Annotated in this window: 25 protein-coding genes; 14 read left to right on the top strand and 11 right to left on the bottom strand. The window is 52.0% G+C overall.

Annotated features, from left to right (window positions below):
• The first annotated feature begins 55 nt into the window (after positions 1 to 55).
• The 10 genes from NF683_RS01430 to NF683_RS01385 all read left to right on the top strand — a co-directional run bounded on the left by NF683_RS01430 (position 56) and on the right by NF683_RS01385 (position 4,298).
• A complete protein-coding gene (locus tag NF683_RS01430) occupies positions 56 to 463 on the top strand; it encodes a hypothetical protein (protein ID WP_253921064.1) in 408 nt (135 codons plus the stop codon).
• A complete protein-coding gene (locus NF683_RS01425) occupies positions 463 to 1,233 on the top strand; it encodes a hypothetical protein (RefSeq protein ID WP_253921063.1) in 771 nt (256 codons plus the stop codon). Before NF683_RS01430 ends, NF683_RS01425 begins: the two co-directional genes overlap by 1 nt.
• On the top strand, positions 1,230 to 1,826 hold the full coding sequence (locus NF683_RS01420) for an HNH endonuclease (protein ID WP_253921062.1): 597 nt from the start codon (positions 1,230 to 1,232) through the stop codon (positions 1,824 to 1,826). Before NF683_RS01425 ends, NF683_RS01420 begins: the two co-directional genes overlap by 4 nt.
• Positions 1,827 to 1,852: 26 nt before the next feature.
• Positions 1,853 to 2,500 (top strand): J domain-containing protein, encoded by a 648-nt coding sequence (locus tag NF683_RS01415; protein ID WP_253921061.1) that lies wholly within the window; start codon positions 1,853 to 1,855, stop codon positions 2,498 to 2,500.
• 138 nt (positions 2,501 to 2,638) lie between these two features.
• The gene (locus NF683_RS01410; protein ID WP_253921060.1) at positions 2,639 to 2,941 is read left to right on the top strand and encodes a hypothetical protein; all 303 of its coding nucleotides are present in this window, start codon (positions 2,639 to 2,641) and stop codon (positions 2,939 to 2,941) included.
• A gap of 3 nt (positions 2,942 to 2,944) precedes the next feature.
• Entirely contained in the window at positions 2,945 to 3,307 is a 363-nt protein-coding gene (locus tag NF683_RS01405) for a hypothetical protein (RefSeq protein ID WP_253921059.1), read from the top strand.
• Positions 3,304 to 3,519, top strand: coding sequence for a hypothetical protein (locus NF683_RS01400; RefSeq protein WP_253921058.1), 216 nt, complete (start codon positions 3,304 to 3,306; stop codon positions 3,517 to 3,519). Before NF683_RS01405 ends, NF683_RS01400 begins: the two co-directional genes overlap by 4 nt.
• Positions 3,512 to 3,844 carry a hypothetical protein gene (locus NF683_RS01395; RefSeq protein WP_253921057.1) on the top strand — a complete coding sequence of 111 codons (333 nt, stop codon included), beginning with the start codon at positions 3,512 to 3,514 and terminating at the stop codon, positions 3,842 to 3,844. Before NF683_RS01400 ends, NF683_RS01395 begins: the two co-directional genes overlap by 8 nt.
• Positions 3,841 to 4,059 carry a hypothetical protein gene (locus NF683_RS01390; RefSeq protein ID WP_253921056.1) on the top strand — a complete coding sequence of 73 codons (219 nt, stop codon included), beginning with the start codon at positions 3,841 to 3,843 and terminating at the stop codon, positions 4,057 to 4,059. Before NF683_RS01395 ends, NF683_RS01390 begins: the two co-directional genes overlap by 4 nt.
• Before the next feature lie 38 nt (positions 4,060 to 4,097).
• Positions 4,098 to 4,298 (top strand): helix-turn-helix transcriptional regulator, encoded by a 201-nt coding sequence (locus NF683_RS01385; RefSeq protein WP_253921055.1) that lies wholly within the window; start codon positions 4,098 to 4,100, stop codon positions 4,296 to 4,298.
• Here the strand turns inward: NF683_RS01385 and NF683_RS01380 are convergent.
• Both NF683_RS01380 and NF683_RS01375 read right to left on the bottom strand, forming a co-directional pair.
• Entirely contained in the window at positions 4,278 to 5,531 is a 1,254-nt protein-coding gene (locus tag NF683_RS01380; protein WP_253921054.1) for a tyrosine-type recombinase/integrase, read from the bottom strand. The genes NF683_RS01385 and NF683_RS01380 overlap by 21 nt on opposite strands.
• Before the next feature lie 644 nt (positions 5,532 to 6,175).
• A complete protein-coding gene (locus tag NF683_RS01375; protein WP_253921053.1) occupies positions 6,176 to 6,493 on the bottom strand; it encodes a DMT family transporter in 318 nt (105 codons plus the stop codon).
• Between the two features lie 235 nt (positions 6,494 to 6,728).
• Here NF683_RS01375 and NF683_RS01370 point away from each other — a divergent pair, with 235 nt between their 5' ends.
• Together NF683_RS01370 and NF683_RS01365 are read left to right on the top strand one after the other, a co-directional pair.
• Positions 6,729 to 7,097 (top strand): hypothetical protein, encoded by a 369-nt coding sequence (locus NF683_RS01370; protein WP_253921052.1) that lies wholly within the window; start codon positions 6,729 to 6,731, stop codon positions 7,095 to 7,097.
• 484 nt (positions 7,098 to 7,581) lie between these two features.
• Positions 7,582 to 9,582: a TonB-dependent siderophore receptor gene (locus tag NF683_RS01365; protein WP_253921869.1), complete on the top strand. Its 2,001-nt coding sequence runs from the start codon at positions 7,582 to 7,584 to the stop codon at positions 9,580 to 9,582.
• 25 nt (positions 9,583 to 9,607) lie between these two features.
• Here NF683_RS01365 and NF683_RS01360 read toward each other — a convergent pair whose 3' ends face one another.
• Together NF683_RS01360 and NF683_RS01355 are read right to left on the bottom strand one after the other, a co-directional pair.
• The gene (locus NF683_RS01360; RefSeq protein WP_253921051.1) at positions 9,608 to 10,324 is read right to left on the bottom strand and encodes a Crp/Fnr family transcriptional regulator; all 717 of its coding nucleotides are present in this window, start codon (positions 10,322 to 10,324) and stop codon (positions 9,608 to 9,610) included.
• Between the two features lie 198 nt (positions 10,325 to 10,522).
• Complete coding sequence (locus tag NF683_RS01355) at positions 10,523 to 11,242, bottom strand: Crp/Fnr family transcriptional regulator (protein ID WP_231657585.1); 720 nt, start codon at positions 11,240 to 11,242, stop codon at positions 10,523 to 10,525.
• Between the two features lie 346 nt (positions 11,243 to 11,588).
• On the opposite strand from NF683_RS01355, the gene NF683_RS01350 reads away from it, so the two are divergent.
• Both NF683_RS01350 and NF683_RS01345 read left to right on the top strand, forming a co-directional pair.
• Complete coding sequence (locus tag NF683_RS01350; protein WP_198361365.1) at positions 11,589 to 12,641, top strand: diguanylate cyclase domain-containing protein; 1,053 nt, start codon at positions 11,589 to 11,591, stop codon at positions 12,639 to 12,641.
• Between the two features lie 88 nt (positions 12,642 to 12,729).
• Positions 12,730 to 14,085, top strand: a complete 1,356-nt coding sequence (locus NF683_RS01345) for a serine hydrolase domain-containing protein (RefSeq protein WP_253921050.1) — start codon at positions 12,730 to 12,732, stop codon at positions 14,083 to 14,085.
• 148 nt (positions 14,086 to 14,233) lie between these two features.
• Here the strand turns inward: NF683_RS01345 and nhaC are convergent, their stop codons facing one another.
• The 7 genes from nhaC to NF683_RS01310 all read right to left on the bottom strand — a co-directional run bounded on the left by nhaC (position 14,234) and on the right by NF683_RS01310 (position 22,947).
• The gene (gene nhaC, locus NF683_RS01340; RefSeq protein WP_253921049.1) at positions 14,234 to 15,676 is read right to left on the bottom strand and encodes a Na+/H+ antiporter NhaC; all 1,443 of its coding nucleotides are present in this window, start codon (positions 15,674 to 15,676) and stop codon (positions 14,234 to 14,236) included.
• 43 nt (positions 15,677 to 15,719) lie between these two features.
• The gene (locus NF683_RS01335) at positions 15,720 to 17,015 is read right to left on the bottom strand and encodes an NAD(P)/FAD-dependent oxidoreductase (protein ID WP_275050926.1); all 1,296 of its coding nucleotides are present in this window, start codon (positions 17,013 to 17,015) and stop codon (positions 15,720 to 15,722) included.
• A 370-nt stretch (positions 17,016 to 17,385) separates the two neighbouring features.
• Positions 17,386 to 18,057 (bottom strand): GntR family transcriptional regulator, encoded by a 672-nt coding sequence (locus tag NF683_RS01330; protein ID WP_089039576.1) that lies wholly within the window; start codon positions 18,055 to 18,057, stop codon positions 17,386 to 17,388.
• A gap of 165 nt (positions 18,058 to 18,222) precedes the next feature.
• Positions 18,223 to 19,800, bottom strand: coding sequence for an aldehyde dehydrogenase (NADP(+)) (locus tag NF683_RS01325; RefSeq protein WP_193085649.1), 1,578 nt, complete (start codon positions 19,798 to 19,800; stop codon positions 18,223 to 18,225).
• 50 nt (positions 19,801 to 19,850) lie between these two features.
• Positions 19,851 to 20,861 carry an Ldh family oxidoreductase gene (locus NF683_RS01320; RefSeq protein WP_253921048.1) on the bottom strand — a complete coding sequence of 337 codons (1,011 nt, stop codon included), beginning with the start codon at positions 20,859 to 20,861 and terminating at the stop codon, positions 19,851 to 19,853.
• Positions 20,862 to 20,954: 93 nt separating this feature from the next.
• Positions 20,955 to 21,902, bottom strand: coding sequence for a dihydrodipicolinate synthase family protein (locus NF683_RS01315; RefSeq protein ID WP_089039573.1), 948 nt, complete (start codon positions 21,900 to 21,902; stop codon positions 20,955 to 20,957).
• Between the two features lie 109 nt (positions 21,903 to 22,011).
• Positions 22,012 to 22,947, bottom strand: coding sequence for a 4-hydroxyproline epimerase (locus NF683_RS01310; RefSeq protein ID WP_253921047.1), 936 nt, complete (start codon positions 22,945 to 22,947; stop codon positions 22,012 to 22,014).
• Between the last annotated feature and the right edge of the window lie 160 nt (positions 22,948 to 23,107).

The raw sequence follows: 23,107 nt of genomic DNA, 5'->3' as shown, positions 1-23,107 counted from the left end.
CAAAAGCCGCTAGTAGGCCCGAGCCGCGACCGCTACATCATTACTGGAGATACCCATGGAACGAACACTAGAAAATCTTGAGGCAATTAACGAGCAGTTGAGCCAACGCTACGAAGAAGTGCAGCAAGAGAAAGAGGCGCTGATTATTGAGAATCATCGGCTATCTAAAGTGCAGGGATACCCGATGCAGCCGGTCTCTATCGACAGTCGCGGCTCTATACGGTTCGAAGAAAACCCAATCATCAGCCATTTGGCTCGCGAGGTTTCGAATTTAAATGACATTGCCATTTGGTGCGCGGTTAACGAAGTGGATGCCAAGTATCAAGAGCAGCTTGCCCAGCTTATTGGCTATAGCGTGAGCGGTTACGGAGAACTGAGCTATGTGTCAGACGAGAGCTTTGAGCGTGCCGCGAGACTGGCAGAAGTGACCAATGCTGACGGCAAGCATAGAGAGGTGGCGTGATGAGCAATCAATGCGCAGAGCGCGACATCATGGCGCTGGATAAGCAGGGCGGGCATTACTGGCGTCATGCAAATGCTATGACTGCCGAGGGCTTGCATAGCAAGAGCGACATTGCAGCCGAGCTGGCTTATCGGGACGCCTGCATTGCTGAGCTAGAAGCCCATGTTGAGCGCTTAGATAACGAGCTGCAGGAAAAGGCGCTTACCGACGACGGTGTGCTGGCTGACGCTTACTGGAATTGCGCAGACAAAATAACCCCATGGCTGGGTGAAAAGACGGGGCCGGATACACTAATCAATAGCGTCGCACAGTCGCTTGAGTTTTTGATTGAGCAGTGGCGAGAGAAGAAAATTATAGAGCAGGAGCGCGACGCCTACCGCACTGCCGAGGAGCACCAGATAGCGCTGCGGCAGAAGCTGGAAGGTGAGCGGGATGCTCTGGCTGCCGATAGAGCTGACCTAATCAAGGAGCTCATCCCACTACAGAACATGACGCATGGATTAGCTCGCTCTGGAGGATGCTCTCCTGATTATCCAAATGACGCAAAGGCAGTTCTTGAGCGGGTAACAGGCGGCCACGCACCTTTCTTTGATGACGGCAGCCCCAGCGCCAAAAGTCTTGAGCGGCGCGACCTGATTCAGCGGGCGCTGGAGATTGAGTCCCTATCGCTAAAAATGAATAAAGATTGGGAAGGCAATGACTGCCTTTGGCCTGAAACGCTAACCGATCGCTATAACGAACTACGCAAACAAGCCGAGGCCCCGCAATGACCTCCAAAGAGACCCCGCAAGCGGAAATCCTTAGACAGCTTTTAGATTATGAGCCTGCAACTGGGTTATTGACCTGGAAGCCAAGAAGCGCCGGATGGTTTGCCAGCAAGTCAGCTGCAAAAAGATGGAACTCGGTGTATAGCGGCAAAAGAGCAGGCACTTTTCAGAAAAGCTATAAAACAGGGTATCGGTGGCGATCAATAACGCTTTTCGATAAACCATATCTTGAGCATCGAATTGTATGGAAATGGATGACAGGCAGCGAGCCGCCGCAGCAAATTGATCATTTAGACCGAGATGCGACAAACAATGCTTGGCTCAATTTAAAAGAATCAAGCCTTTTGAAAAACTCCCATAACCAGTCTATGCCAAAGAGAAATAGCAGTGGTGTAACTGGCGTTACTTGGCACAAACAGCATCAAACATGGATGGCGAGGTGCGGCTTCGAAGGAAAGATGCATCACTTAGGGTACTACGACGATATAGACGACGCGGCTGATGCGGTCTTGATGTTTCGCATAAAGATGGGGTTTAACCCTGAGCACGGTATGGGCATAGCTCCTTACCACAATCGTGCGCTGCACGGAGTTTGAGCATGCTCGGTCAATAGGAGGTCACGATGGACGACATAACAGCGTCACCGCTTAGCTGGCCAGCGGCAAAGCCGCGAACGCCAGCCAATGACCGGAAACAAGGTCGATTCGGCAAGCGCAATAGCAGCGGGCGGGGGCTCAAAGAGCTCACCGTGGCGGAGGCGCGAAGCCGTGTTACAGAAGCGCTTGATAAATTCACGCGAAGCGGCCAAACGTACCGCGTTCCGACTGACTCGATCATCATCAGCACCGACCTTGCATTGCGTAATGACGGACTGCCTCGCAGCGGCCAGCGAGAGCCCAGCGACCCAGGCGTCGCCGTTTATTTTCAGCTCGACGGCCAAGCACAGTGCATACCTTGTGACGTGTACCAGCGCATCGCCGACAATTTGGCCGCCGTGGCCGACTGCATCGAAGCCCTGCGAATACTGGAGCGACACGACGCTTCATTGATGCGTGCAGCGTTTACCGGCTTCGCTCAGCTCGCTTCGCCGGAAGCGATGGGTAGGTCGCACTGGCGAACGGTGCTCAACACCGACAGCAACGATATTGAAGCGGTTCGAAAGGCGTATCGATCGGCAATTCGTGACGCTCACCCCGATAAGGGCGGGAGCAGCGAAGCATTTCACAGGGTGCAAGAGGCATGGAGTCAAGCGCAAGCCGAATTGAGCTGACGATGCTGCCCAACGCCCGCCGCATCGTCGCGATGTCAGTGCGTAGGCGCATAGCCGATACGCCCGCGTGGCGATTATCGACACGTCTTTTCAAAGACTATGGCTGCTGATGCGGCTTTATTTTTGGCTGGAGGTTTTATGAATCGATCTGAACTACTTGAGGAATCGAAAAAGCGCGTCGGCAATATGGAGTTTGGAGATCCGGTTACCAACGTATGCGCTGGTGAAGGAAATCCGGCGCGGCATAGCTACTTCGTTTCGCTTGATGTTAAGAGTCGCAAGAATCGCTTTGGTATAACGCATCGAGACTACTCGGCACGCTGCACTGACAAGAAAGGCAATTTCTGGAACACCGACATAAAGGTGGTATTTCCAGGGCATTTGAGCGCCGAGCGTTGCGCCGAGTTATTCGCGCCAATCCACAAAGCACAGTTTGGGTGATTTATGACTAGCACAGCATATGACGACCAGTTTGCAGTATGCACGCCGGAGGAAGAGGAGGCTTTTAAAGCCATTGAGGCGCGGCAGAAGGAGCGCTCGCCAAGAGGTGAGATATCCGGCCAGCGAGAGCGGTTTGAGGCATCTACGGAAGTAGAGTCAATGGCTCAGGCACTGGAGCACGCTGCTTTTGTATGCGCAAGTTACGCCCACGAGCACGAAAACCCAGAGCGCGCAATGGGCGCAAGAGCGGTTGGTTCTTGCATACTGAGCAAGGCCGATGCGCTTCGCGCTGGTACGCTTACGCCTGCTTTTATCACTGACACTCGCGGCATTCGTTCAGTCGCACCCAAACCGGAGGATGCATGAAAAAGTACAGAATTAGTCCTGATGATATTGCAATGGAAGAGCATGAGGATGGCGATTGGGTGCCCGCCAGTGTTGCGCAGGGGCTTTATGATGCTCTAGTTCAGGCACGCGAAGAGCTTGAGGATTTTGCAGAATCAGAGTACGGCGGTGCTTATATCAACCTGCAGATCGACGCTGCACTGGACGCAGCCGATGGAGATAGCGATGAGTAAGCAGCGAGAGCGGTTTGAAGCGTGGGCAGTTAAACCGCCGCGCGAGTGGTGTGTCGGTAAACAGTCGCACACAAGCGATAACTCATGGCCGGGGCAGTACCGCGACTATCACGTACAGTGCGCATGGGAGTCATGGCAAGCCGCTTGCCCAGAAGGCTGGCAAGCAGTGCCGAAGGAGCCTATAGAGGCTCAGATCGACGCGGGCTGCGAGGCGACTGGCGAATGCGAAAGGCTTGGTGAATGCCATCTTGATTGCGACTGCAGTTCAGCACCAAAGGTATACCGAGCCATGCTATCGGCAGCGCTAAAGCCGGAGGATGTATGACAGAGCGAAAACACCTCGGACAGATGATGCTGGCCAACTGCCCGGTATGCGGCGGAATGGTTGCGTCGGCGTGGATCAATGACGGCGAGACGTTGGACGAGCGCAAGCACATGGTCGGCGACTGGCACTTGCGCGGTTTGTCGATCATCACCGTCGAGCGACACGAAGGCGACCCAATGCCGCCGCTTTGCACTGATAGAGAAGCGCATCGATAACAGCCGCCACCAGGGCGGCTTTTTTAATGGAGAGAAATATGCCAGATAATATTTTGAATGTAGGCGAAGCCGCGAAGATGCTAGGCGTAGACCGTACAACACTTTGGCGCATGCACGCTAAGTACAAGATGATTGCACCGCCCGCACGGTTCAGCATTGGCCGTACAGGTTACCTGCGGTCGTATCTCGAAAACTGGATGCAGGAGCAGATGGATCAGTCAATCCAAAGTCTCGGTTAACCATGCGTCCCAGACAGCCATTCCCGCCTTCTTTTCCCGCAAATATTCGTATCGGTCGTAATTCTTTGACGACACATCGTGCATGGCGTGGCCGTGGATCCTGTCGCGATCTTCTTTGGTCACGCCTAGCTCGCCCATGATCGTCTTGGCCGTTCTGCGAATATCCCTCACCGTCCAATGATTAGCGGACGTCTTTGCTCGGTAGTCGCTTACAAACGACGACACCGAATCCTCTCTTAGTGTTGACTCTTTATCGCGATGGCCAGGGAATAGCTTTTTGAACCCTCTGCTTTCCGATTGCTCAACCAGTAAACTCAAAACCTCTTTAGCATGCGTGCCTATTGGCACAACGTGGGGCGCGCTTGTCTTGGTTATCTCCGGCGGCATATCAATAATGCCGCTCTCAAGATTAACGTTGCTCACCTCAAGGCGAAGTAGGGCGCTTATGCGCTGCCCAGCTGTGGCGATAACCAACCTAACCGCCAGCGCTGCCAGATTAGAGCGAGAGCGCATTTCCATTAATCCATACCACGCATCGCGCACATCTTGCTGCGTCATTACCGTTTGGCCTTGCCTCTCCCAGTCTGCTTGCCTAGGGATGCTGGTCACAGGGTTAGACTCCAGCCCCCACGAGCCCGCTTTAGAGCGTCGCCGAGGATCAAGCTCTGATTCGATGCCGTACTGATAAGCGGCATGTAGATAGGAGCGCACACGGTTAGTCGTGGTCGTGATGCCGCGCGCCATGTGATGCGCCAAAATATCGCTAATGTCGTGAGGTGTTATCTCTGCCGCTGGCGTTTTCCACTTTGTGGCGAAGGGCGTCTTTATGTACCGGTATAGACGCTCCCTTGTTTCCTCTGCGCTGGACTTGCCTCTTACCGCCATATCATCGCAGTAGGCGTCGCAAAGGTTGCCAAGCGTGCCTTTATTCCGACTAAGCGTTTGTTCGGCTCGCTTGTCGCGCAGGTAGTCCGCCGGATCTTTGCCGGACGTAATAACGGTCGCCAGGTCTTGGGCGTCTTCACGCGCACGCGAGAGGGTGATGGAAGGGTAATTGCCCAGAGATAAGCGCCGCTTTCTGCCATCCAGGTGATAGCGGTACATCCACTCTTTAGTCCCGCTAGGACGCACCCGTAGAATCAACCGTCCAGTGCCGCGCTGGCGATTGTCGTCAGAGACGGTGTATTCCTTTTCCTTCGGCTTGAAAGCCTTGATCTGCTTATCGGTCAGCATGGTGTCCGCTACGGTGTCCGTTAGGCCTCAACAGTCCGCATCAAGAACGATGCGCGCTGCAACATCTGGCCTATAAAGTCGCCTAAATTCAGCACCTTTGCAACTGCTTGCAATGCACCTCAACATGGTGCAACATCATATCGGGGAGACTCATAATCCCTTGGTCGTAGGTTCAAGTCCTACTGGGCCCACCATTTTTCAATGACTTATCCTCGCTTTATTTCTTCCTAGCCGTACTTTTTCTTCTAAGTGTCCATAAAGTGTCCACGCATGTTTAAGTGCGCGACGTTTTTGGCATTTTCTTGCGTCGCCATTGTCACTGTTCCTTGAATCGTGAGACGGATTCTTTCGTGCTTGCGACCATTATTATAGGTGCTCCCTTACAGTCGTCGTGGCGGGGCTCCCTCTGGGCTCAATAGGTAGTCTTGCAGGCTAGGCAGGTCTACCGGTAGCGGGCCACCTTGAGGGTGACCCGCTTGCCGGGCCGCACGAACTCAATCTGTACGCCACATTACAATCACGCGATGGGACCGGGCACACTCACCTGGAAGTGCATTCGTCGTCGGTGGATTTGGAGGGCCTTACTTCATAACCCGGTAGGTTAATAATGCCAGCAGCGAGATCCATCGTTAAAAAACTCAGTGTCAGGCGCTTGATAGCTTCATCAACACCAATCCTGAAACAATGAGAATCATAGCAACGATTCTCAATGCACTAACCGGCTCAGCCAAAAAGGCAATTCCAACGAGAAACGCCCCGACAGCCCCTATTCCAGTCCAGATCGTATAGGCCGTTCCGAGCGGAATAGTTCGCATGGCAACAGCTAACAGCCAGAAGCTGGCCACCATCGCTGAGATAGTGATGACTGATGGTATGAGCCGACTGAAGCCATGAGATTGCTTCATTGTGTAAGCCCAAACAACTTCAAGAACACCGGCAACGAGAAGATAGAACCAAGGCATTGACCCCTCCGGAATCTAACGGGGCCAGGTCGTCCTGGTCATTATTGCCCAAGATGGGGGAGGTCGTCCTCCTTTGAAGAGGTCTATATTAGCTCGCGAGAAGCAGTCGATCCACCAGGTTTTTCGTTGAGGAATGTTGTGACAACCATCTGACTGGCATCGCCGGGGGCATTCAGCTTATGTAGAAAGGTGTATCATTAATGTTCGGCAGGCAAACCAATGGTATGAACAATCAATGATCCACACGCTTAGGTTTATCTATCAACTTGTCTCATGGGGTTGCATCGTATTGGCTTGGACTAACGGTGCTATTTTGTTGTGGGATGGTTGTACTAACGAGCAGTCCCGAGTCATCACTTTCGCGGTCGCGCTGCTGTTTGGCGTTATTGGTGGCATCGTTCTTGGCGTGGAAAGAAGTTTGAGTCGAATCTACCAGTGCTCCACTAAGGCTTCCAAAGAGCTTCTGGATTCAGCCTCCGCCAGTTCTTGGACATTACTTTACGTGTGTCTCATTGCAGGAGTATTCCTCCTTGCTCTGGTAATGGGAAGCGGTTTGTTCGCGATCATCGGAAGGCTGCAGCAAGGGTTTCATATCTTCGGATGAGTACTAATGCAGACGTGTTCGATGCTTGAAATTTCCAACAAAGAAAATGCTGAGCAAGGCTCTGCACCGGATGGCAATGCCGCTGTGTTCCATTGCTGGCGGTGAGCTTAAAAGTTGTATTAATGTTGGCTAAAAATACCGTTCCTGACTGAGGCTGTGTAACAGCTTATAAGTCAGCGGCGATGAAAGTGTCCAGTCGCCTTGGCACAACTATCGGCTAACAATCATTTCAGAATGCCTTCATTGATTACTCCCGCATCTCTAGCTGTTTTAGATTGCTACGGAACATTCGCTTAAGAGCGTGATTGGCTTGCGTCGTTGTCGTTATTGTTCATGCAAATAAAAATCCGTATCATTCGTCTTACTATAACGATACTTCTCCTCTTGCCTATGAGACCTTCCTATGCTCCCTACGTCCATGTCGTTTTCTGTCGCGCCGCTGACTGCGGCGGTTCGCCGCTCGTTGGTGGTGTCGCTGGGTGGAATGCTCAGCGTTGCGCCATTGGCGGCGCTTGCTCAAGAGGAGCGAGTTGCTAACGATCCTGTTGTGGTAACCGCCACTGCCTTGAAAGTGGATACGCCGCTGGTGGAAACGCCGCGCCCTGTATCCAGCGTTGATCGTCAGGAGTTGGAAGCCCGCAACGTCCAGCAATTAGATGAAACTTTCCGTTATCGTGCAGGTGTGCTCTCGGGGCATTTCGGCAGTGATAACAACACCGACTGGTTCAAGGTGCGTGGGTTTGATCAGTCCACTTACCAAGATGGCCTGCGGATCTATCGTGAAGGCTTCTACCAATGGCTGCCGGAGCCATTTGGCTTGGAGCGGGTGGATGTCTTCAAAGGTCCATCCTCTATCCTTTACGGCGAAGCGCCTCCTGGAGGCTTGATTAATGCGGTTAGCAAGCGCCCAACAGAAACGCCTCAGGGTGAGGTGAATGTACAGTTTGGCAATCGCGATCATCGCCAAGTGGGCATTGATACCAGTGGCCCGGTAGGCGAGAGTGACAATGTTCGTTACCGTTTGGTCGGCCTTTATAAAGAACGTGACGGTGATCTGAACGCGACTAACAACGAGCGTTACTACTTTGCGCCGAGTTTGGCGGTGGATGTTAGCGACGATACAACGGTTACTTTTTTGGCCAGCGTGCAGAAAGATGACGGTGTTCCAGTCAACTCCTTCAAGCTGCCCTATGGTACGGTGCAAGACACCCCCTTTGGCCGTGTCGACCCCCAAACCAACCTGAGTGAACCGGGTTACGATAAGGATAACCGTACCCAGTGGGCGTTAGGCTATGAACTACGCCATCAGCTTAATGATACGTGGCGCTTCGAGCAGGATTTACGCTACAGCGAGTTGGATTTAGAGCTGCGCAGTACGTACGCCTTCTTTATGGCTGATGAACGTCAAGCGGCACGCGGGCATGTGTATCGCGATGGCACCATTGATAGTTTGACGGTTGATAACCGTATGGTGGGCACTTGGTACACCGATCGTACAGAAAATACCCTGCTGTTGGGGGCGGATTATCAGAACCTTGGGGTGAGTGGCCAAGAAGCTGATCCATTTCCCTTCGGCGATCCTATCGATATCTTCAACCCCACCTACGGTAACTTTACGCCCGTAGGGGCGGATGATTTGTTAACCCGCGAAATTGATAAAGAGCAAACTGGCTTGTACGCCCAAAACCAACTGCGTATTGATGACCGTTGGGTGCTTTTGGGTGGGGTTCGCTATGATCAGGCGGATACCGAAAACAGGAACGTTACCGCGGGAACAACGCAGCGCTCAGACGATGACCAAGTATCCTGGTCCGGTGGTGCGATGTATTTAGGGGAAAACGGTGTTAACCCCTATATCAGTTATACCGAATCTTTTGACCCGTTAGGTCGAGTGGACAGCGATGGTGATCTTTACGAGCCCCGCGAAGGTCGCCAGTGGGAAGCTGGGGTCAAAGTCGCGCCCTTTGGCTGGGACGGCTATGTCACTGCCGCAGTATTTGACCTGCAAGAGAGTAATACGCTGATCAACTCGCCGAGTGGCTTCCAGGTGCAAGAGGGGGAACGAACCTCTCAGGGCTTTGAGTTGGAAGGGGTTGGTTACCTAACGGATGACTTAAAAGTGACGGCGGCTTATACCTATACCGATTCCCGCCTTGAAGATGATCAACGTGCGCCCTTGATCCCGCGTCACCAGGCGTCAACCTGGTTGGACTATGCCTTTACCGGCGGCGCCTTGAAGGGCGTTACCTTAGGAGGTGGTGTGCGTTATGTGGGGAGCACGATAGACACCAGTGTGGCAGATAACACTGCCGTGGGTAGCTACACGCTGGTCGATGCGATGGTGGGCTATGAGTTTGCTGATGGTTGGCAGGCTCAATTAAACGTTAATAACCTCACCGATAAAGAGTACGTAGCGAGCTGTGAATATTGGTGCTACTACGGTGAGTCTCGCAGTGTCATTGGCAGCGTGAGGTATCGTTGGTAACGCTTGGTTTTCCGCCACTGCTCCGTTAGCTGTGTGGTGTCAGCACACGGGCATACAGCGCACAATCTTCGCTATAGCAAGTGCAAGACGCTTCGATCAGGCCGGGGCGATCCAGGATGATGATTTCACCACGGTGGTAACGAATTAGGCCGCGCGTTTGCAGGGCAATTGCCGCCAGCGTAATCCCTGCCCGTCGCACGCCTAGCATCATGGCCAAGAACTCGTGGGTTAGCTGCAATCTATCTGATTTGGCGCGGTCTTGGGTCATTAGCAGCCAGCGGGCAAGGCGTTCCTCAATCCGGTGAAAATGGATGCAGGCCGCTGAGTTCGCTAGCTGATTAATGACGACGTAAAGGTACCGTTTTAGCCGCAAATGCAATACTGGGCACTCTACCAACAGCCGTTGAAAACTAGCAGCGTTGATACGCAGTGCTCCCCCAGCTCCCTGAACAACTGCGAGCAGAGGCGCTTCTTGGATACCGAGCATCAGTGAGAGACCAAGCATGCCTTCACGTCCCGTCATCGCCACTTCAAGGCGGCTATCCCCATGAAGAATAACGATCTGTGAAATGAAACTGGTGATGGGGAAGTAGGCGTGGGTGACTGTATCGGTAGCGCGGTAAAGTTCTTCGCCAAACGTAAGCGACACAGTCTCGCAACTGGCCATCAAAGCGTCTTGCTCAGCAGTGGGTAGGTCAGCAAGAAGTTGATTGGCATCAGCAGCGTGAAAAATAGACGTCATGTGCCTCTCCGGTTGAAAGAACCTGGCAAACGGCACAATGAAAATCGCGATCATTTTGATGTCGGCTGCAGATGTACCATCATCTGTTTTTAATGGTACATACACATACTAACACTGGGGTGAATTAAGTGTCGGCACGCTAGCGTACATAGCGCGTTGGTGCTTTTGGCATTATATTAGCGGCTTCACTTATGTTGCTCACATAACGTCATGGTGCTTGAGCAGCCGATCATACTCGCGTTTGACCACTGAGTAGCACTCGCAGACTCGTGCTTCCAACCCAAGACGGTCGATGACTTTGATATGCCCACGGTAGTATGAGATCAAGCCAGCTTTTTGAAGTTTACCCGCTGACTCGGTGACTCCCTCGCGACGCACGCCTAGCATATTGGCAATTAATTCCTGGGTCATCACCAGTTCATTTCCTGGCAGCCGATCAATGCTGAGCAGCAGCCAGCGGCATAGCTGTTGGTCGACGCTGTGGTGACGGTTGCATACCGCTGTCTGCGCCATCTGGGTCAGTAAGGCCTGGGTATAGCGAAGCAGTAGTCTCTGCATGGCACCGGCGCGGTAGAACTCGTTTTTGAGCAGCTGTCCCTTAAGCCGATAAGCATGTCCTGCGCTCTGCACGATCGCTCGGCTAGGGGTGGTTTCACCTCCCATAAAGAGCGAGACGCCTACAATTCCCTCGTAGCCGACTATAGCGATCTCCGTCGAGGCGCCGTTCTCCATCACGCATAGCAGCGAGACGATGGAATCCAGCGGAAAGTAGACATGACTCATCTGCTGACCAGGTTCACTAAGTGATTGACCCAATGTCAGCGTCACTTTTTCAAGGTGAGGCAGCAGATTCGTGAGATCATTTTGGGGAAGTAAACCAAGCAACGCATTTTGCTTGAAATTATTCGGTTCAAGCATTGAATATCCTCATTATCCTAAGCTTAGATGCAGCTTTTTTTAGCCGCCGCTTCTACAAGGGAGCCCTTGTGGATGTGCGCCCTCCAGCCGATAGACATTCTCCTTTCAAGTATAGAGCGCCTTGAGACAATCTCTGTACGCTATCGCACATAGGACTGATTTGTGGGCATGAGTGTCGCCAATTTTAATTTAAATAACTTGCTGCTTGTGTTCGCTAGCGCACAGTGAATTATTTATCTACCGCCTAATGTCACTATCAGTGTGGCAAGGGATATGCCTGAACAGGATGTTGCACTGTGCGCTGCAAGGAAAGCAGCGCCGACCTTACCCTTGGGCAAGGCTACACATGGATAAAAACGTCATGCTGTACGGTGGTCACCAAAACAATAATGCCCAGACGACAGAAAATGATGCCGAGCAAGGTGCCGACGAGCGGTTGCGAAGTGTCGAGAATGCCCTGCAAGTAGAAAGGGATTGGGCTAAAGCAACACTAAATTCAATCGGTGATGCTGTTTTGACGACCGATTTGAGCGCCAGGATTACCTATCTGAACTGCGTTGCTGAAGTGTTAACCGGTTGGACAAGTTTAGAGGCGCTTGGTAAACCAATTGATCAGGTCTTGAAACTCGTTCATATCCAAACTTACGAGCCCGTGCCTAACCCAGCGCTAAGAGCGATAGAAGAAAATCGCACGGTAGGGTTGGCTCTGGACTGTGTGCTGATTCGCCAGGATGGTAGCCAGCTAGAGATAGAAGATTCGGCGGCTCCTATTCATGATAGCCATGGTGTTACGGTAGGGGCGGTGATTGTATTTCATGATGCCAAGCACTCTTTAACACGCGCAGAGCAACTAGCCTATCAGGCCCACTATGATGCGCTAACCAAGCTGCCTAATCGTTTTCTATTTGCAGAACACTTTGCTCGCGCTATCCGTCTAGCAAAACGGCACGACCATTATTTCGCACTGCTATATTTAGATATCGATAACTTTAAGTTCATCAATGATTCACTTGGCCATACTGTTGGCGACAGTTTGTTGCAGCTCGTCGCTAACTGTCTCAGTGAATGCGTACGTGCTACAGACTCCGTGTCCCGACAGGGTGGGGATGAGTTTATAGTGCTGCTTAGTGAAATTGAAAAACTAAACGATGCTGCCAGAGTGGCAAAAAAAATCCTTCGGGCATTAGCGATACCATGCTGTCTTGGTCACTATAAACTAGGCATTAGTGTCAGTATCGGGATCAGCCTCTATCCTGATCATGGGGCAGATGAACATAGTTTGCTCGAGAATGCCGACACCGCTATGTATCGTGCAAAGAAAAGCGGTCGAAACCAATACCAAGTATTTAGTCACGATATGAGAAACAACAGCGGACAATACAATCATAAAGAACGTTGAACTCGTCTAGCTATCCATTCGATTAGAATTCACTAGACTCAAGCGTTACGCTCACGCTCGTGTGGCGTTGTGTGCCTGGGAGCTGGTTATGACACGATTTTATCGCCGTTTTAGTGTGGTGTTGCCACTTGCGTTGCCCGTTTTGCTACTTAGCTCAATGGTTTATGCGGATACTCCGCAGACGAGTGCTTCGGTATTAAGTGCTGAAGCTTCTGACCCGAACCAGTTAGGCTGGATGCAGGGCTTCCCACCTGCGCCGGAGCAGTTGATTGGCCAGCCAGACTCCAACTACTTTAGTTTCCCCAAAATGCGCTGGACGGTGTGTCACTTTCGCGAGCTATTGCCTACTAAGCAGGTCAGCCGTGGCTTGGGCGCACCTGCTCCTTTGCCCTATGCATTAGATGACGCGATAAACGCTGTCACCTTCACTCCGATTGACGCTAGTGAGCCTATGTCGTGGCAGGCGTCGCTAAATGAAAACTACACCGATGGTCTGCTGATTCTTCACCAAGGCCAGGTGGTGTATGAGACTTACTCAGGCTGTTTGGATGAAACTGGCCAGCACGGCGCTATGTCGGTGACTAAATCCATGACCGGCTTGCTAGGTGAGATTTTGGTGGCAGAAGGAGTGTTGGATGAGCAGGCAATCGTGGGCGCTATACTGCCGGAACTTGCCGACAGTGCTTTTGGTAATGCCACGGTGAAGCAACTGCTTGAAATGACCACAGGCCTTGCTTACAGCGAAGATTACAGTGACCCCAACGCTGAGATCTGGGCCTACAATGCAGCGGCAAGCCCGCTTCCCAAACCAGACGATTACACTGGGCCGCGTACCTATTATGAGTATCTCGCAACGGTGCAACCGGAAGGGGAACATGGGCAAGTCTTTGGCTATAAAACGATTAATACCGATGCACTTGGCTGGGTGATCGCGCGCACGACGGGTGAATCGGTGGCGTCACTGTTGTCATCGCGTCTTTGGCAGCGGTTAGGCATGGAGCAGGATGCTTACTTTACCGTGGACTCTATTGGCACGCCGTTCGCAGGGGGCGGTTTGAGCGCTGGCCTTCGGGATTTGGCCAGAGTCGGCCAGTTGGTGCTTAATGAAGGCGTAATGAATGGTGAGCGGCTATTTCCTGCCGCAGCCGTTGAGCGCATTCGGGAAGGCGGCGACAGGCAAGCGTTTGACGCCGCGGGATACCGTTATTTACCGGGCGGTAGCTACCGCGGCATGTGGTGGTCTCTGCATAACGAGCATGGCGCCTTTGCCGCAAGAGGGGTGCATGGACAAACCATTTATATTGACCCCACCGCTGAGATGGTCATTGTGCGTTTTGCATCGCACCCGGTGGCAGGAAATGCAGCTAATGACCCTACCTCACTCCCCGCCTATCAGGCTGTTGCAGAGTATTTGATGGAAAAAGCGGCTATGACATCTGAGTAGTACGCCAAACGCTGCTGTATATATCTGCATAAGGTTATTTTTTCTTGAGATTAAAACTAAAAACTCCGGTTTGAATTAGTTACAAACCGGAGTTTTTTTACGTGTTTAGCTTATTAGAAAGCTAAAAGCTTGAGGTGATTTTAGGTTATCAAGCTGCGGGTACACTGCGTTGATGAGTGGTTGTTTGTTCGGCGTTATCTGCTGGTGAGGTTCTCCAAATGGCAATATTGGCATAGCCGTAGAAGATAGCGATTACCAGTACAAGCATGTGATACCAAAGGAATGGCAGGTAGCTCAGTGTCGAAACGCCAAGGGTTGCGGCCATAAATACACCGCCGTCTGTCCATGGCACCATAGGGGTTGTAATAGTACCGCCCGCTTCTGCGTTACGAGAGAGAACGCGACGATCGATCCCCTGTTTGTCGTAGTTCTTCTCAGTTATCGTGCTGGCGGTAATGAGAGAGACATAGGCTGCGCCACCAAAGAAGTTACCGAAGAAGCCACCCAACATGGTTGAAAGGGTAAGTCGGCCTGGATTGTTGGCCCAACTGAGAAACCCCTGGCTGATAGCCTGTAGAATGCCGACCCGTTCCATTAAACCGCCTAAACCAAGCGCGAAAAGGATGAGGGCAACGACACCCAACATAGACTCTATTCCGCCACGGTTAAGAAGGGTGTTGAGAAACGCTTCATCAGACTGCATTGCATTGCCGGAATAGGCGGTTTGGATCGCATCAACCGGACTCATGTCCTGCACTAGCCAAGCACAGATGCTGCCGAGGAGCGCACCTAATGTGATGACAGGGATGGCTGGCAAGCGACGAGTCAATAGGATAATAACCACGACCGCTGGAAGCAGCAGCCAAGGCGTTATTGTGAAGTGACTTTCCAGTGCCTGCATAGCCGCTGCTGCTTGAGATGTGTCTGCAGTGTCGCTGATATAGAAAAAACCAACGGTGATGAACAGTATCGACGCGATGATAACCGCAGGCCCGCTAACCCACATCATCGAGCGAATATGGTCTATAAGATTCACCTTACACAGTGACGCAGTCATCACTGTTGTATCGGAAAGCGGCGACATTTTGTCACCTACGTACGCGCCTGATATCACGGCACCAGCAACCAGTGGTAGCGGAATACCAAAGCTGTGGCCGATACCCATCATCGCTACCCCAGCCGTTCCCACCGTACCAAAGGAAGTGCCGGTAGCTAGAGACGTTAAGGAGCAGATAATAAAAGCTGCGAAAAGGAAAATCTGTGGGTTCATCACTGACAGGCCGTAATAAATAATGCTCGGTACGATACCGCCTGCAATCCAAGTGCCAATCAGTGCCCCCACAGTAGTGAGCACCAAAACGGCCTCCATGCCATTATGAATACCTTTAATAAGCCCTTCCTGCATGTTTTCGTAGGAAAGCTTAAGTTTTAAGCCCAGCCCCATAATCAAAAACCAAGAGGCGAACAAGGCAAGTTGTATCGGGAGTTCAAGTAAGCTGATACTGACAAACATGATGGCTATAAAGCCGAACATGATGGCAAAAACCTCTATCATGTTAGGCAGTCTTACGAGACCTTTTGGGGAAGACATAATAGCTCCTATGACGTTGTTCTTAGGGTTGGGGTGTCGCGTGCTAGGAAAATCGGCTTAGCCGATAGGGGGATAAATCAATGGGCAGTTGAGCTTGTTGGTTTTCTTGCTTGGCCAGCTGGCTAATAATCTCGGCGGTAATAGCGGCTTGAGTGAGGCCAAGGTGATGGTGCCCGAAAGCTAGTAGGACTCTGCCACTTTTAACGCTATCGATAATAGGGAGCGAGTCGGGTAGCGAGGGGCGAAAGCCCATCCAGGTTTTAGCTTCGGTAGTATCCAAGTCGTTTTTGAAGAGCCCTTGGCTGAGTTTGTGCAGTTGCCAAGCGCGTTGCATATTGGCTGGTCGATGGAGCCCGGCAAATTCGACGGTACCTGCCAATCGTAATCCCTCATCCATGGGCGTCATGATGAAACGACGCTCCAACGAGGTAACCGCCATAGGCAGCCGATGCCGTTCATGAGGCAGCATCAGGTGATAGCCCCTCTCCGTATCAAGAGGAACTTTAGTACCCGTTAGTGTGGCAGTGAGATGGGCAGAATGAGCTCCACATGAAATAACAACTTTGCCGGCCGTGAAGGAGGACGAACTCGCGGTCTTCAGCATCACACCGTGGCCATGGTCTTGGCCTGATATGACGTTTTCTTGTCTAAACTGCACTCCATTGGCTTTAGCAGCGGATACGAGTGAGTCGACGATCTGTGAGGGATTAATCGTATGTGCGGTGTCAGGGAAGAATAGCCCGCCTTTAATGCTGTCTGACAATTGAGGAGCAATGTCTTTAATTGCACTACCTTGCCAGTATTCCACGGCTACTTGCTGGTCGGTCATCCTTGTGTGAAGTGCTGCTAACTCTTCGGCAGCGCTATCTTTTTCATAAACCAGGAGAGACCCGTCCTCTTTTAGCAGATGCCTGCTATCTATGGTGTCAAGTAGTCGACGCCAGGCATCCAGGCTGTTCTCATTGAGAGCACGGATGCCTGCTACGCTGGCTTGATAAGGAGCCTTGCGTAGATTCCAAAGTAACCGAGTGAACCAGGGTAGGGCCTTGGGAACATAGCGCCAATCCAAGCGTAGCGGCCCCATTGGGTCCAGTAGCATTTTGGGTAATCGCTTCACAATGGCTGCATCGGCAATAGGAAAAACCTGCTCCGTTGCCATATGGCCCGCGTTGCCAAACGAGGCACCCATACCCGGATGCTGGTGGCTGTCCAGCACCAAAACACGCAAGCCTTGTTGGCTCAAGGATAGGGCGCAAGCGCTACCTACCACTCCTGCACCGATAACGATGACATCGGCATCCTCGTTAGAGCCGCTACTCTTCGTGCTTCGTGGATTCATGAAGCTTCCTTAATTCTATTTTTTGTAGATTGTATAAAATATATCTCAGGTATATGAATCGGATCAATACCGTCAACGACAAATATTGATAAGAAATGGCAGGAGAGGAGCGCCTTGCGATGGCGAGGGGGCAAGCAGCGAGCGGTAAAAATGGAACTACCTAGTAGTTCAATGGTGCTTATGGAGTGGAAACGATCGGAACAGGGACTGATCCGCCAAAACTATTCGAATAGCCGGAAGACGCTAGTGTTAGCTAGCCGAAGTATATGAAGAGGGGAAGTGGTGCTAGACGTAGTATTGATAACTTAAGCAGAAGAGAGGGGAGAGGCAACTATGGTTGGAGTCGGGTAGTTAAAGTGGCACTTATGCTTCAAAGTGCCTCTGCTTGGTTGGAACGCTCTCCAAGTACCGCGATAATGCTTCCACAGGCGTCTTCAATGTGGGTTTTAAGCAGCTGGCAGGCATTGTCGGTGTCGCGTTGGCGCGCTAGCTCCAGCAACTCATGGTGTTCCTTTTCAGCTTTTGTGATCTCTTGGGAGTAGACGAGCTGCATGCGGATATAGCGATCTGATTTAGTATTTAACTGATGAATGATAGCGAGCGTTTCTGGAAGCTCGGCTGGCGCATAAAGTGCCAAATGGAAGGCATAGTTGTACTCACTCCAATTGTCGACTTCGCCACCGCGATTTAGAGCGTCGTCATATTTGCGCAGTATATCCTCAGCTTTATCGAGGTCTGCTTCAGTGAGGTTATCAATGGCATGCTTAAGTACATAGGTCTCAAGCAGAATCCGTAGCTCGAAAAGTTCTCGAATTTTGCTAACGGAAAGCTCGGTGGTAAAAGCGCCACGGTGAGCATAAAACTCCACTAGCCCTTCTGATTCGAGGGTTAGCAAGGCCTCCCTGACAGGGATACGGCTGACATCATAGTCGCTGGCTAGGGCGTCCTGACGAAGTTGGGTACCGCCCTTGAACTCACCGCCAAGGATACGTTTGCGTAAGTCGTCGGCGACGAAGTGTGCTCGTGTTTTGAATGTCGCCATGGTTCACGTCCATCCTGAAAGTTAATTTGCACATTTTATACAAACCTATATAGATGTCCATGGCTGGTAGTTGAATGGTTAGTAATTGAACCGTTGATCAGCTCACATGGCTCAATGCATGATGCGCCGCTCTCCCCAGAGGAGAGCGGCTCAAACTCCTATGGATCAGCCTTCACGTTCTCCATTAACCAGGCGCTTAAGTGACAGTGGGTTGCTATGCTGCAATGCCTCTGGCAAAAGTGCATCCGGTAGATCTTGATAACAAATAGGACGTAAAAAGCGAACAATAGCTGCGGTACCGACAGACGTGGTGCGTGAGTCTGATGTTGCTGGGAAAGGGCCACCATGGACCATGGCATCGCAAACTTCGACGCCTGTTGGCCAGCCATTGACGAGTAGCCGACCCGCTTTACGTTCCAAAATTGGCAGCAGGTTGCGAGCAACTTCCTGATCGGCATCCTCCAGTTGAAGAGTGGCGGTCAACTGGCCTTCAAGCGCCTCCGCAACGCGCTGAACCTCGTTCTGGTCTTGGCATTCCACTACCAGCGACAACGCGCCAAAAACTTCTTCCTGCAGTGTTTTCTCAGCTAGAAAATGAGCCGCAGAGGTTACATAAAGAGCCGTTTGGCATTGGTTTGGGCCAGCTCCTTTTTGACCGCAAGCTACTTCGTGAACTTTACCTGTCGAGGTAAGGGCTTGCACACCGTTGGTATAGGCTTGGTGAATGCCGGGCGTAAGCATGGTTTGAGCGCTGCTGCTCTCGACCGCTTGACGTGCCGCTGCAATGAACGCGTCTAGCCCCTTAGACTTTACTGCAATGACTAACCCAGGATTAGTACAAAACTGGCCAGCTCCCATATTCAACGAGCTAATGAATTCTGCCCCCATGCTGGCACCACGTGACTCCAGTGCCGCTGGTAGAGGAAATACTGGATTGATAGAGCTCATTTCAGCATAGAAAGGGATTGGCTCAGGGCGTGATTGCGCCGTTTTCCAAAGTGCCAAGCCGCCGCTGCGGGAGCCAGTAAACCCGGCCGCTTTGATGTAAGGGTGCGCAACCAATGCCTGCCCAACCTCACGGCCAGAGCCGAAAATTAGCGAAAATACGCCTTCGGGAAGATCACACCGCTTGACGGCAGTTTGAATCGCACGTCCTACTAATTCGCTGGTTCCTGGATGTGCGGAGTGGGCCTTGACGACCACGGGACATCCCGCCGCTAACGCTGATGCGGTATCGCCGCCGGCGACGGAGAAAGCCAGTGGGAAATTGCTTGCACCAAAAACAGCGACTGGGCCAAGCGCGATATGGCGTTGACGCAAATCGGCGCGCGGCATGGGCTGACGATTAGGCATGGCCGGGTCAATTCGAACATCTAGCCATTCACCATTGCGTAGGGTTTTTGCAAATAGCCGTAGTTGGTTACAAGTTCGTCCTTGCTCCCCTTGAATCCTGGCTTGAGGAAGGCCAGATTCGGCTACTGCTCGGTTAATCAGTGTTTCTCCAAGCGCTTCTATCTCATCTGCAATGGTTTCGAGAAACTGTGCCCGTGCTTCCAGCTGCGTTTCGCGGTAGCTGTCAAATGAGCGCCAAGCTAACTCACAGGCCCTTTCTACCTCTGCCTGGGAGCCACCTAAATAAGCGGGTTCAAGACGTTCATTATTCGCTGGATTGATGGCGTAAATGGCGTCACGAGAGCCCTGTACTGCTTGTTGGCCAATCAGCATTTTGCCTTGCAATGTCATGCTCGTCTCCGTCGTTAGAATAACGCGAATGGTCGGTAAGAAAAGAGCCGTCATAATCGCGCTAGGCGTGACAACTCCTGATATAGAGATTCTGGAATTGAAATACCTTCTTTTTGAGTGCGTTGCCGTGCCGTATATCGTCGTTGCGAAGGTAAGCGGGCGCCCTGGGCTATGATCGATGAGAACAGATCTTCAGCACGGGCCATATAGTCCTCGAGCGTACTTCCCAGGAAGCGTTCAGGATCCATAGCGAGTATGAGTTCGCCGTGATAGGGGGAAGCTCCGGCTCCATCATCGTATGCCAGCGATTCAGCGCTGGTTAAGTCACCGATGAGTGGGCCAGCAATAAGCTCAATCATGATAGATAAGGCAGAGCCTTTATGGCCGCCAAAGGTAAGGAGTGCGCCGTCTAATACGTCAGCAGGATTTTGGCTATGCTGCCCTAAACGGTCGATACCCCAGCCCTCGGGAATGGGCTTATTTTCACGGTGATGGAGCTCGATATCACCGCGAGCAATGGCACTAGTAGCAAAGTCGAAGATAAATGGTGGCTGACCATTAGGGCGCGGCCAGCCAAAGGCCAACGGGTTTGTTCCCAGTAATGGGCGATTGCCCCCAGCGGGGGCCACCCAGGCATGGCTGGGGTTACAGGCCAGCGCTACCAGCCCCTGGTCTGTGATAGCTTCAATCTCAACCCATAAGGCTGAAAAATGTACGCAGTGATTAATGGCAAGCGCAGCAATGCCTTGCTCACGCGCTTTTGCCGTTAAAATGGGTAAGCCAGCCTCGAAGGCAAGTTGCGAAAAGCCTCCTTTGGCATCAACCCGTACGATGCCTGGGGCGTGGTCGTACACTTCTGGCTGAGCATTGGCGACCACTTTCCCTGCCGCTAGCGTTTTAACGCAGTTGAGTAAACGATACAGGCCATGTGAATGGCACTCGTCGCGTTGCCCCGCTATCACTGCTTGAGATAGGGCGTGTGTCTGCTCTTGATTGAAGCCTTGGGCGTTGAGCACTGCTTTTGCCAGTACCTCGGCTTCCTCCAGACTCATACGATGCATGAGTAACTCCTAGCAAAGAGAGTTCGCTCCAGCACATTAGCTGTGCTGGAGCAGTCGGCTGCTAAGCGGCAAAAAATTGTGTACCACTGAGCCTTAGATGTTTTCTAAGGAAGCAGACCAATTGGCATACCAGGTACGGAACAAGGCGTATTGAGATTCCACATAGTGGCGCTGGGCATCGCTCAGAGTGTCAGTTTCATTGAAGTGGAGGGAGTATTCGGAGTCCCCGTTGAGTACCATTAAGTGTTTGTAATACAGAACTAGGTCGCCGCCCTCATCGAAGGAGGAGAGAACTCCCAGCGCTTCCTCAAGCTCTTTGGCTAAACGGCGTGCTTCGACATTGCCTTGCGCGGCTTTTTTACTAAGAGCGACGAGCTGGAGCACCTCGCGGGGGAGAGCATTGCCAATGCCGGTGATGGCACCGGTGGCGCCACAGTTGACGAAACCATGGTAGACAGTCGTGTCTACACCTACCATCAAGGTGACATCGTCATCCTGGGAGGTAATGTTTTCCGCAGCGTAGCGTAGGTCATCGGCACCGCCAAACTCTTTGAAGCCGATTAGGTTTGGGTAACGATGACGCAGCTCAAAGAAGAGGTCTGCACGCGTCGCGAAGCCGTAGTAGGGGCTGTTATAAATGACGGCGGGCAGCTTAGGCGCTGCTTCTAAAATGGCTGAGAAATGAGCTTTTTGTGCCGCTACTGAGGTGCCCCGTGAGAGCACGCGCGGAATAACCATCAGGCCATGGGCTCCCACTTTAGCAGCGTGAGCGGCATGGGATACGGCCTCTTTGGTATTTACTGCGCCAGTGCCCACGATGGTCGGTATGCCTGCTTGAACTAAACGGGCGACGCCTTCTTGGCGCTGTGCTTCGCTTAACAGTGGCCAATCGCCCATAGAGCCGCAGTACACGACGCCACTCATACCGATATCTATTAACTCACGACCTTTAGCAACCAGAGCATCGAAGTCCGGTTGACGGTCCGCATTACAGGGGGTCATTAACGCAGGAATGCAGCCTGTAAAAATGTTATCGCTCATTGTTTTTCCTTTCGGTTGGTGTTGTCAGTACTCACATCAGCACCGAGTTGATAGTGGAGTAATCGGTGCTGCTTGGTTAATGAAGAATCAGGGCGAGTGAGTCGCGTGCTTACGCGTCAGAAATGCCCCAGGCAAACGGATCCTGTTCATCAATAAGTAAGGTGGCATCTGCACTTAGGTAGGCTCGCCCCTTGATATAGGGACGAATGCAGTTGCCTTCCCATTCATAGTGTCCTTCGAACTGGCTGCCACAAATACTGGCTTGTACCCAGGTCTCTCCTGGCGATAATTTTCCATCTGCCGCTAGGCAAGCCAGTTTGGCACTGGTGCCGGTACCACAAGGGGAGCGGTCATACGCTTTGCCGGGGCAAAGCACAAAGTTACGACTATCGGCTGCCTCGTCCTCTGTGAAGAGCTCAATATGATCGATTAGCCCGCCGTCCTCGCCAGTAATCGAGGCCGCTTCGAGTGCCTGGCGTACGGCCCAGGTGAATTCGGTTAGCTTTTCGGTGTTATCAAGCGTTAGCGATTGGCCATGCTGACTGATAAGGAAGAACCAGTTGCCTCCCCAAGCGATATCCCCATGCAGAAGCCCATAGCCAGGCACTTCAAGAGGGACTTGCTGGCGATAGCGATAAGAAAGGACATTCCGGACAGTAACGGCACCGTCGTTGTGAAGAGTTGCATTAATAGGACCAACGGGAGTGTCTATTTTATGGGCGCCGGGTTCTATAAGACCTTGATAATGCAAGGATGCGACGAGCCCGATAGTGCCGTGACCGCACATACCCAGATACCCCGAGTTGTTGAAGAAGATGACCCCGCAAGTGGCATCTGGTGACTCCGGCGCACAATAAAGCGCTCCCACCAACACATCATGCCCACGTGGCTCCAACATGCAGGAGCGCCGCCATTGATCATGAGAAGTACGCAGAGCTTCACATTTTTCTGCCATGGTTGCGCCAGGCAGAGTTGGGAATCCCTTCATTATCAGCCGTGTGGGTTCACCTGCTGTATGAGAGTCGATGATATGCACTCGTTTCATGGAACACCTGTGATTGTTTTGTCCTGGTGATCAACGCTGGCGCTACAGCGGATGTCAGCATCAATTGGTAGTTTTTATATTTTATACAATCTTTGAGGGCATTTGAAAAGTGTCACGTGAAAAAACGCTATCTTTTAATAAGAGCCAGTAAGGGAAAGGT

Origin of the sequence: Halomonas sp. MS1, assembly GCF_024182575.1 — a bacterium.
Classification (GTDB): Bacteria; Pseudomonadota; Gammaproteobacteria; order Pseudomonadales; family Halomonadaceae; genus Vreelandella.
This window is presented reverse-complemented; position numbering and strand designations above follow the sequence as displayed.

Excerpts from the sequence above, each read along its gene's own strand:
- NF683_RS01430 (WP_253921064.1), top strand. The coding sequence starts at position 56 with ATGGAACGAACACTAGAAAATCTTGAGGCAATTAACGAGCAGTTGAGC.
- NF683_RS01425 (WP_253921063.1), top strand. The coding sequence starts at position 463 with ATGAGCAATCAATGCGCAGAGCGCGACATCATGGCGCTGGATAAGCAG.
- NF683_RS01420 (WP_253921062.1), top strand. The coding sequence starts at position 1,230 with ATGACCTCCAAAGAGACCCCGCAAGCGGAAATCCTTAGACAGCTTTTA.
- NF683_RS01415 (WP_253921061.1), top strand. The coding sequence starts at position 1,853 with ATGGACGACATAACAGCGTCACCGCTTAGCTGGCCAGCGGCAAAGCCG.
- NF683_RS01410 (WP_253921060.1), top strand. The coding sequence starts at position 2,639 with ATGAATCGATCTGAACTACTTGAGGAATCGAAAAAGCGCGTCGGCAAT.
- NF683_RS01405 (WP_253921059.1), top strand. The coding sequence starts at position 2,945 with ATGACTAGCACAGCATATGACGACCAGTTTGCAGTATGCACGCCGGAG.
- NF683_RS01400 (WP_253921058.1), top strand. The coding sequence starts at position 3,304 with ATGAAAAAGTACAGAATTAGTCCTGATGATATTGCAATGGAAGAGCAT.
- NF683_RS01395 (WP_253921057.1), top strand. The coding sequence starts at position 3,512 with ATGAGTAAGCAGCGAGAGCGGTTTGAAGCGTGGGCAGTTAAACCGCCG.
- NF683_RS01390 (WP_253921056.1), top strand. The coding sequence starts at position 3,841 with ATGACAGAGCGAAAACACCTCGGACAGATGATGCTGGCCAACTGCCCG.
- NF683_RS01385 (WP_253921055.1), top strand. The coding sequence starts at position 4,098 with ATGCCAGATAATATTTTGAATGTAGGCGAAGCCGCGAAGATGCTAGGC.
- NF683_RS01380 (WP_253921054.1), bottom strand. The coding sequence starts at position 5,531 with ATGCTGACCGATAAGCAGATCAAGGCTTTCAAGCCGAAGGAAAAGGAA.
- NF683_RS01375 (WP_253921053.1), bottom strand. The coding sequence starts at position 6,493 with ATGCCTTGGTTCTATCTTCTCGTTGCCGGTGTTCTTGAAGTTGTTTGG.
- NF683_RS01370 (WP_253921052.1), top strand. The coding sequence starts at position 6,729 with ATGATCCACACGCTTAGGTTTATCTATCAACTTGTCTCATGGGGTTGC.
- NF683_RS01365 (WP_253921869.1), top strand. The coding sequence starts at position 7,582 with ATGCTCAGCGTTGCGCCATTGGCGGCGCTTGCTCAAGAGGAGCGAGTT.
- NF683_RS01360 (WP_253921051.1), bottom strand. The coding sequence starts at position 10,324 with ATGACGTCTATTTTTCACGCTGCTGATGCCAATCAACTTCTTGCTGAC.
- NF683_RS01355 (WP_231657585.1), bottom strand. The coding sequence starts at position 11,242 with ATGCTTGAACCGAATAATTTCAAGCAAAATGCGTTGCTTGGTTTACTT.
- NF683_RS01350 (WP_198361365.1), top strand. The coding sequence starts at position 11,589 with ATGGATAAAAACGTCATGCTGTACGGTGGTCACCAAAACAATAATGCC.
- NF683_RS01345 (WP_253921050.1), top strand. The coding sequence starts at position 12,730 with ATGACACGATTTTATCGCCGTTTTAGTGTGGTGTTGCCACTTGCGTTG.
- nhaC (WP_253921049.1), bottom strand. The coding sequence starts at position 15,676 with ATGTCTTCCCCAAAAGGTCTCGTAAGACTGCCTAACATGATAGAGGTT.
- NF683_RS01335 (WP_275050926.1), bottom strand. The coding sequence starts at position 17,015 with ATGAATCCACGAAGCACGAAGAGTAGCGGCTCTAACGAGGATGCCGAT.
- NF683_RS01330 (WP_089039576.1), bottom strand. The coding sequence starts at position 18,057 with ATGGCGACATTCAAAACACGAGCACACTTCGTCGCCGACGACTTACGC.
- NF683_RS01325 (WP_193085649.1), bottom strand. The coding sequence starts at position 19,800 with ATGACATTGCAAGGCAAAATGCTGATTGGCCAACAAGCAGTACAGGGC.
- NF683_RS01320 (WP_253921048.1), bottom strand. The coding sequence starts at position 20,861 with ATGCATCGTATGAGTCTGGAGGAAGCCGAGGTACTGGCAAAAGCAGTG.
- NF683_RS01315 (WP_089039573.1), bottom strand. The coding sequence starts at position 21,902 with ATGAGCGATAACATTTTTACAGGCTGCATTCCTGCGTTAATGACCCCC.
- NF683_RS01310 (WP_253921047.1), bottom strand. The coding sequence starts at position 22,947 with ATGAAACGAGTGCATATCATCGACTCTCATACAGCAGGTGAACCCACA.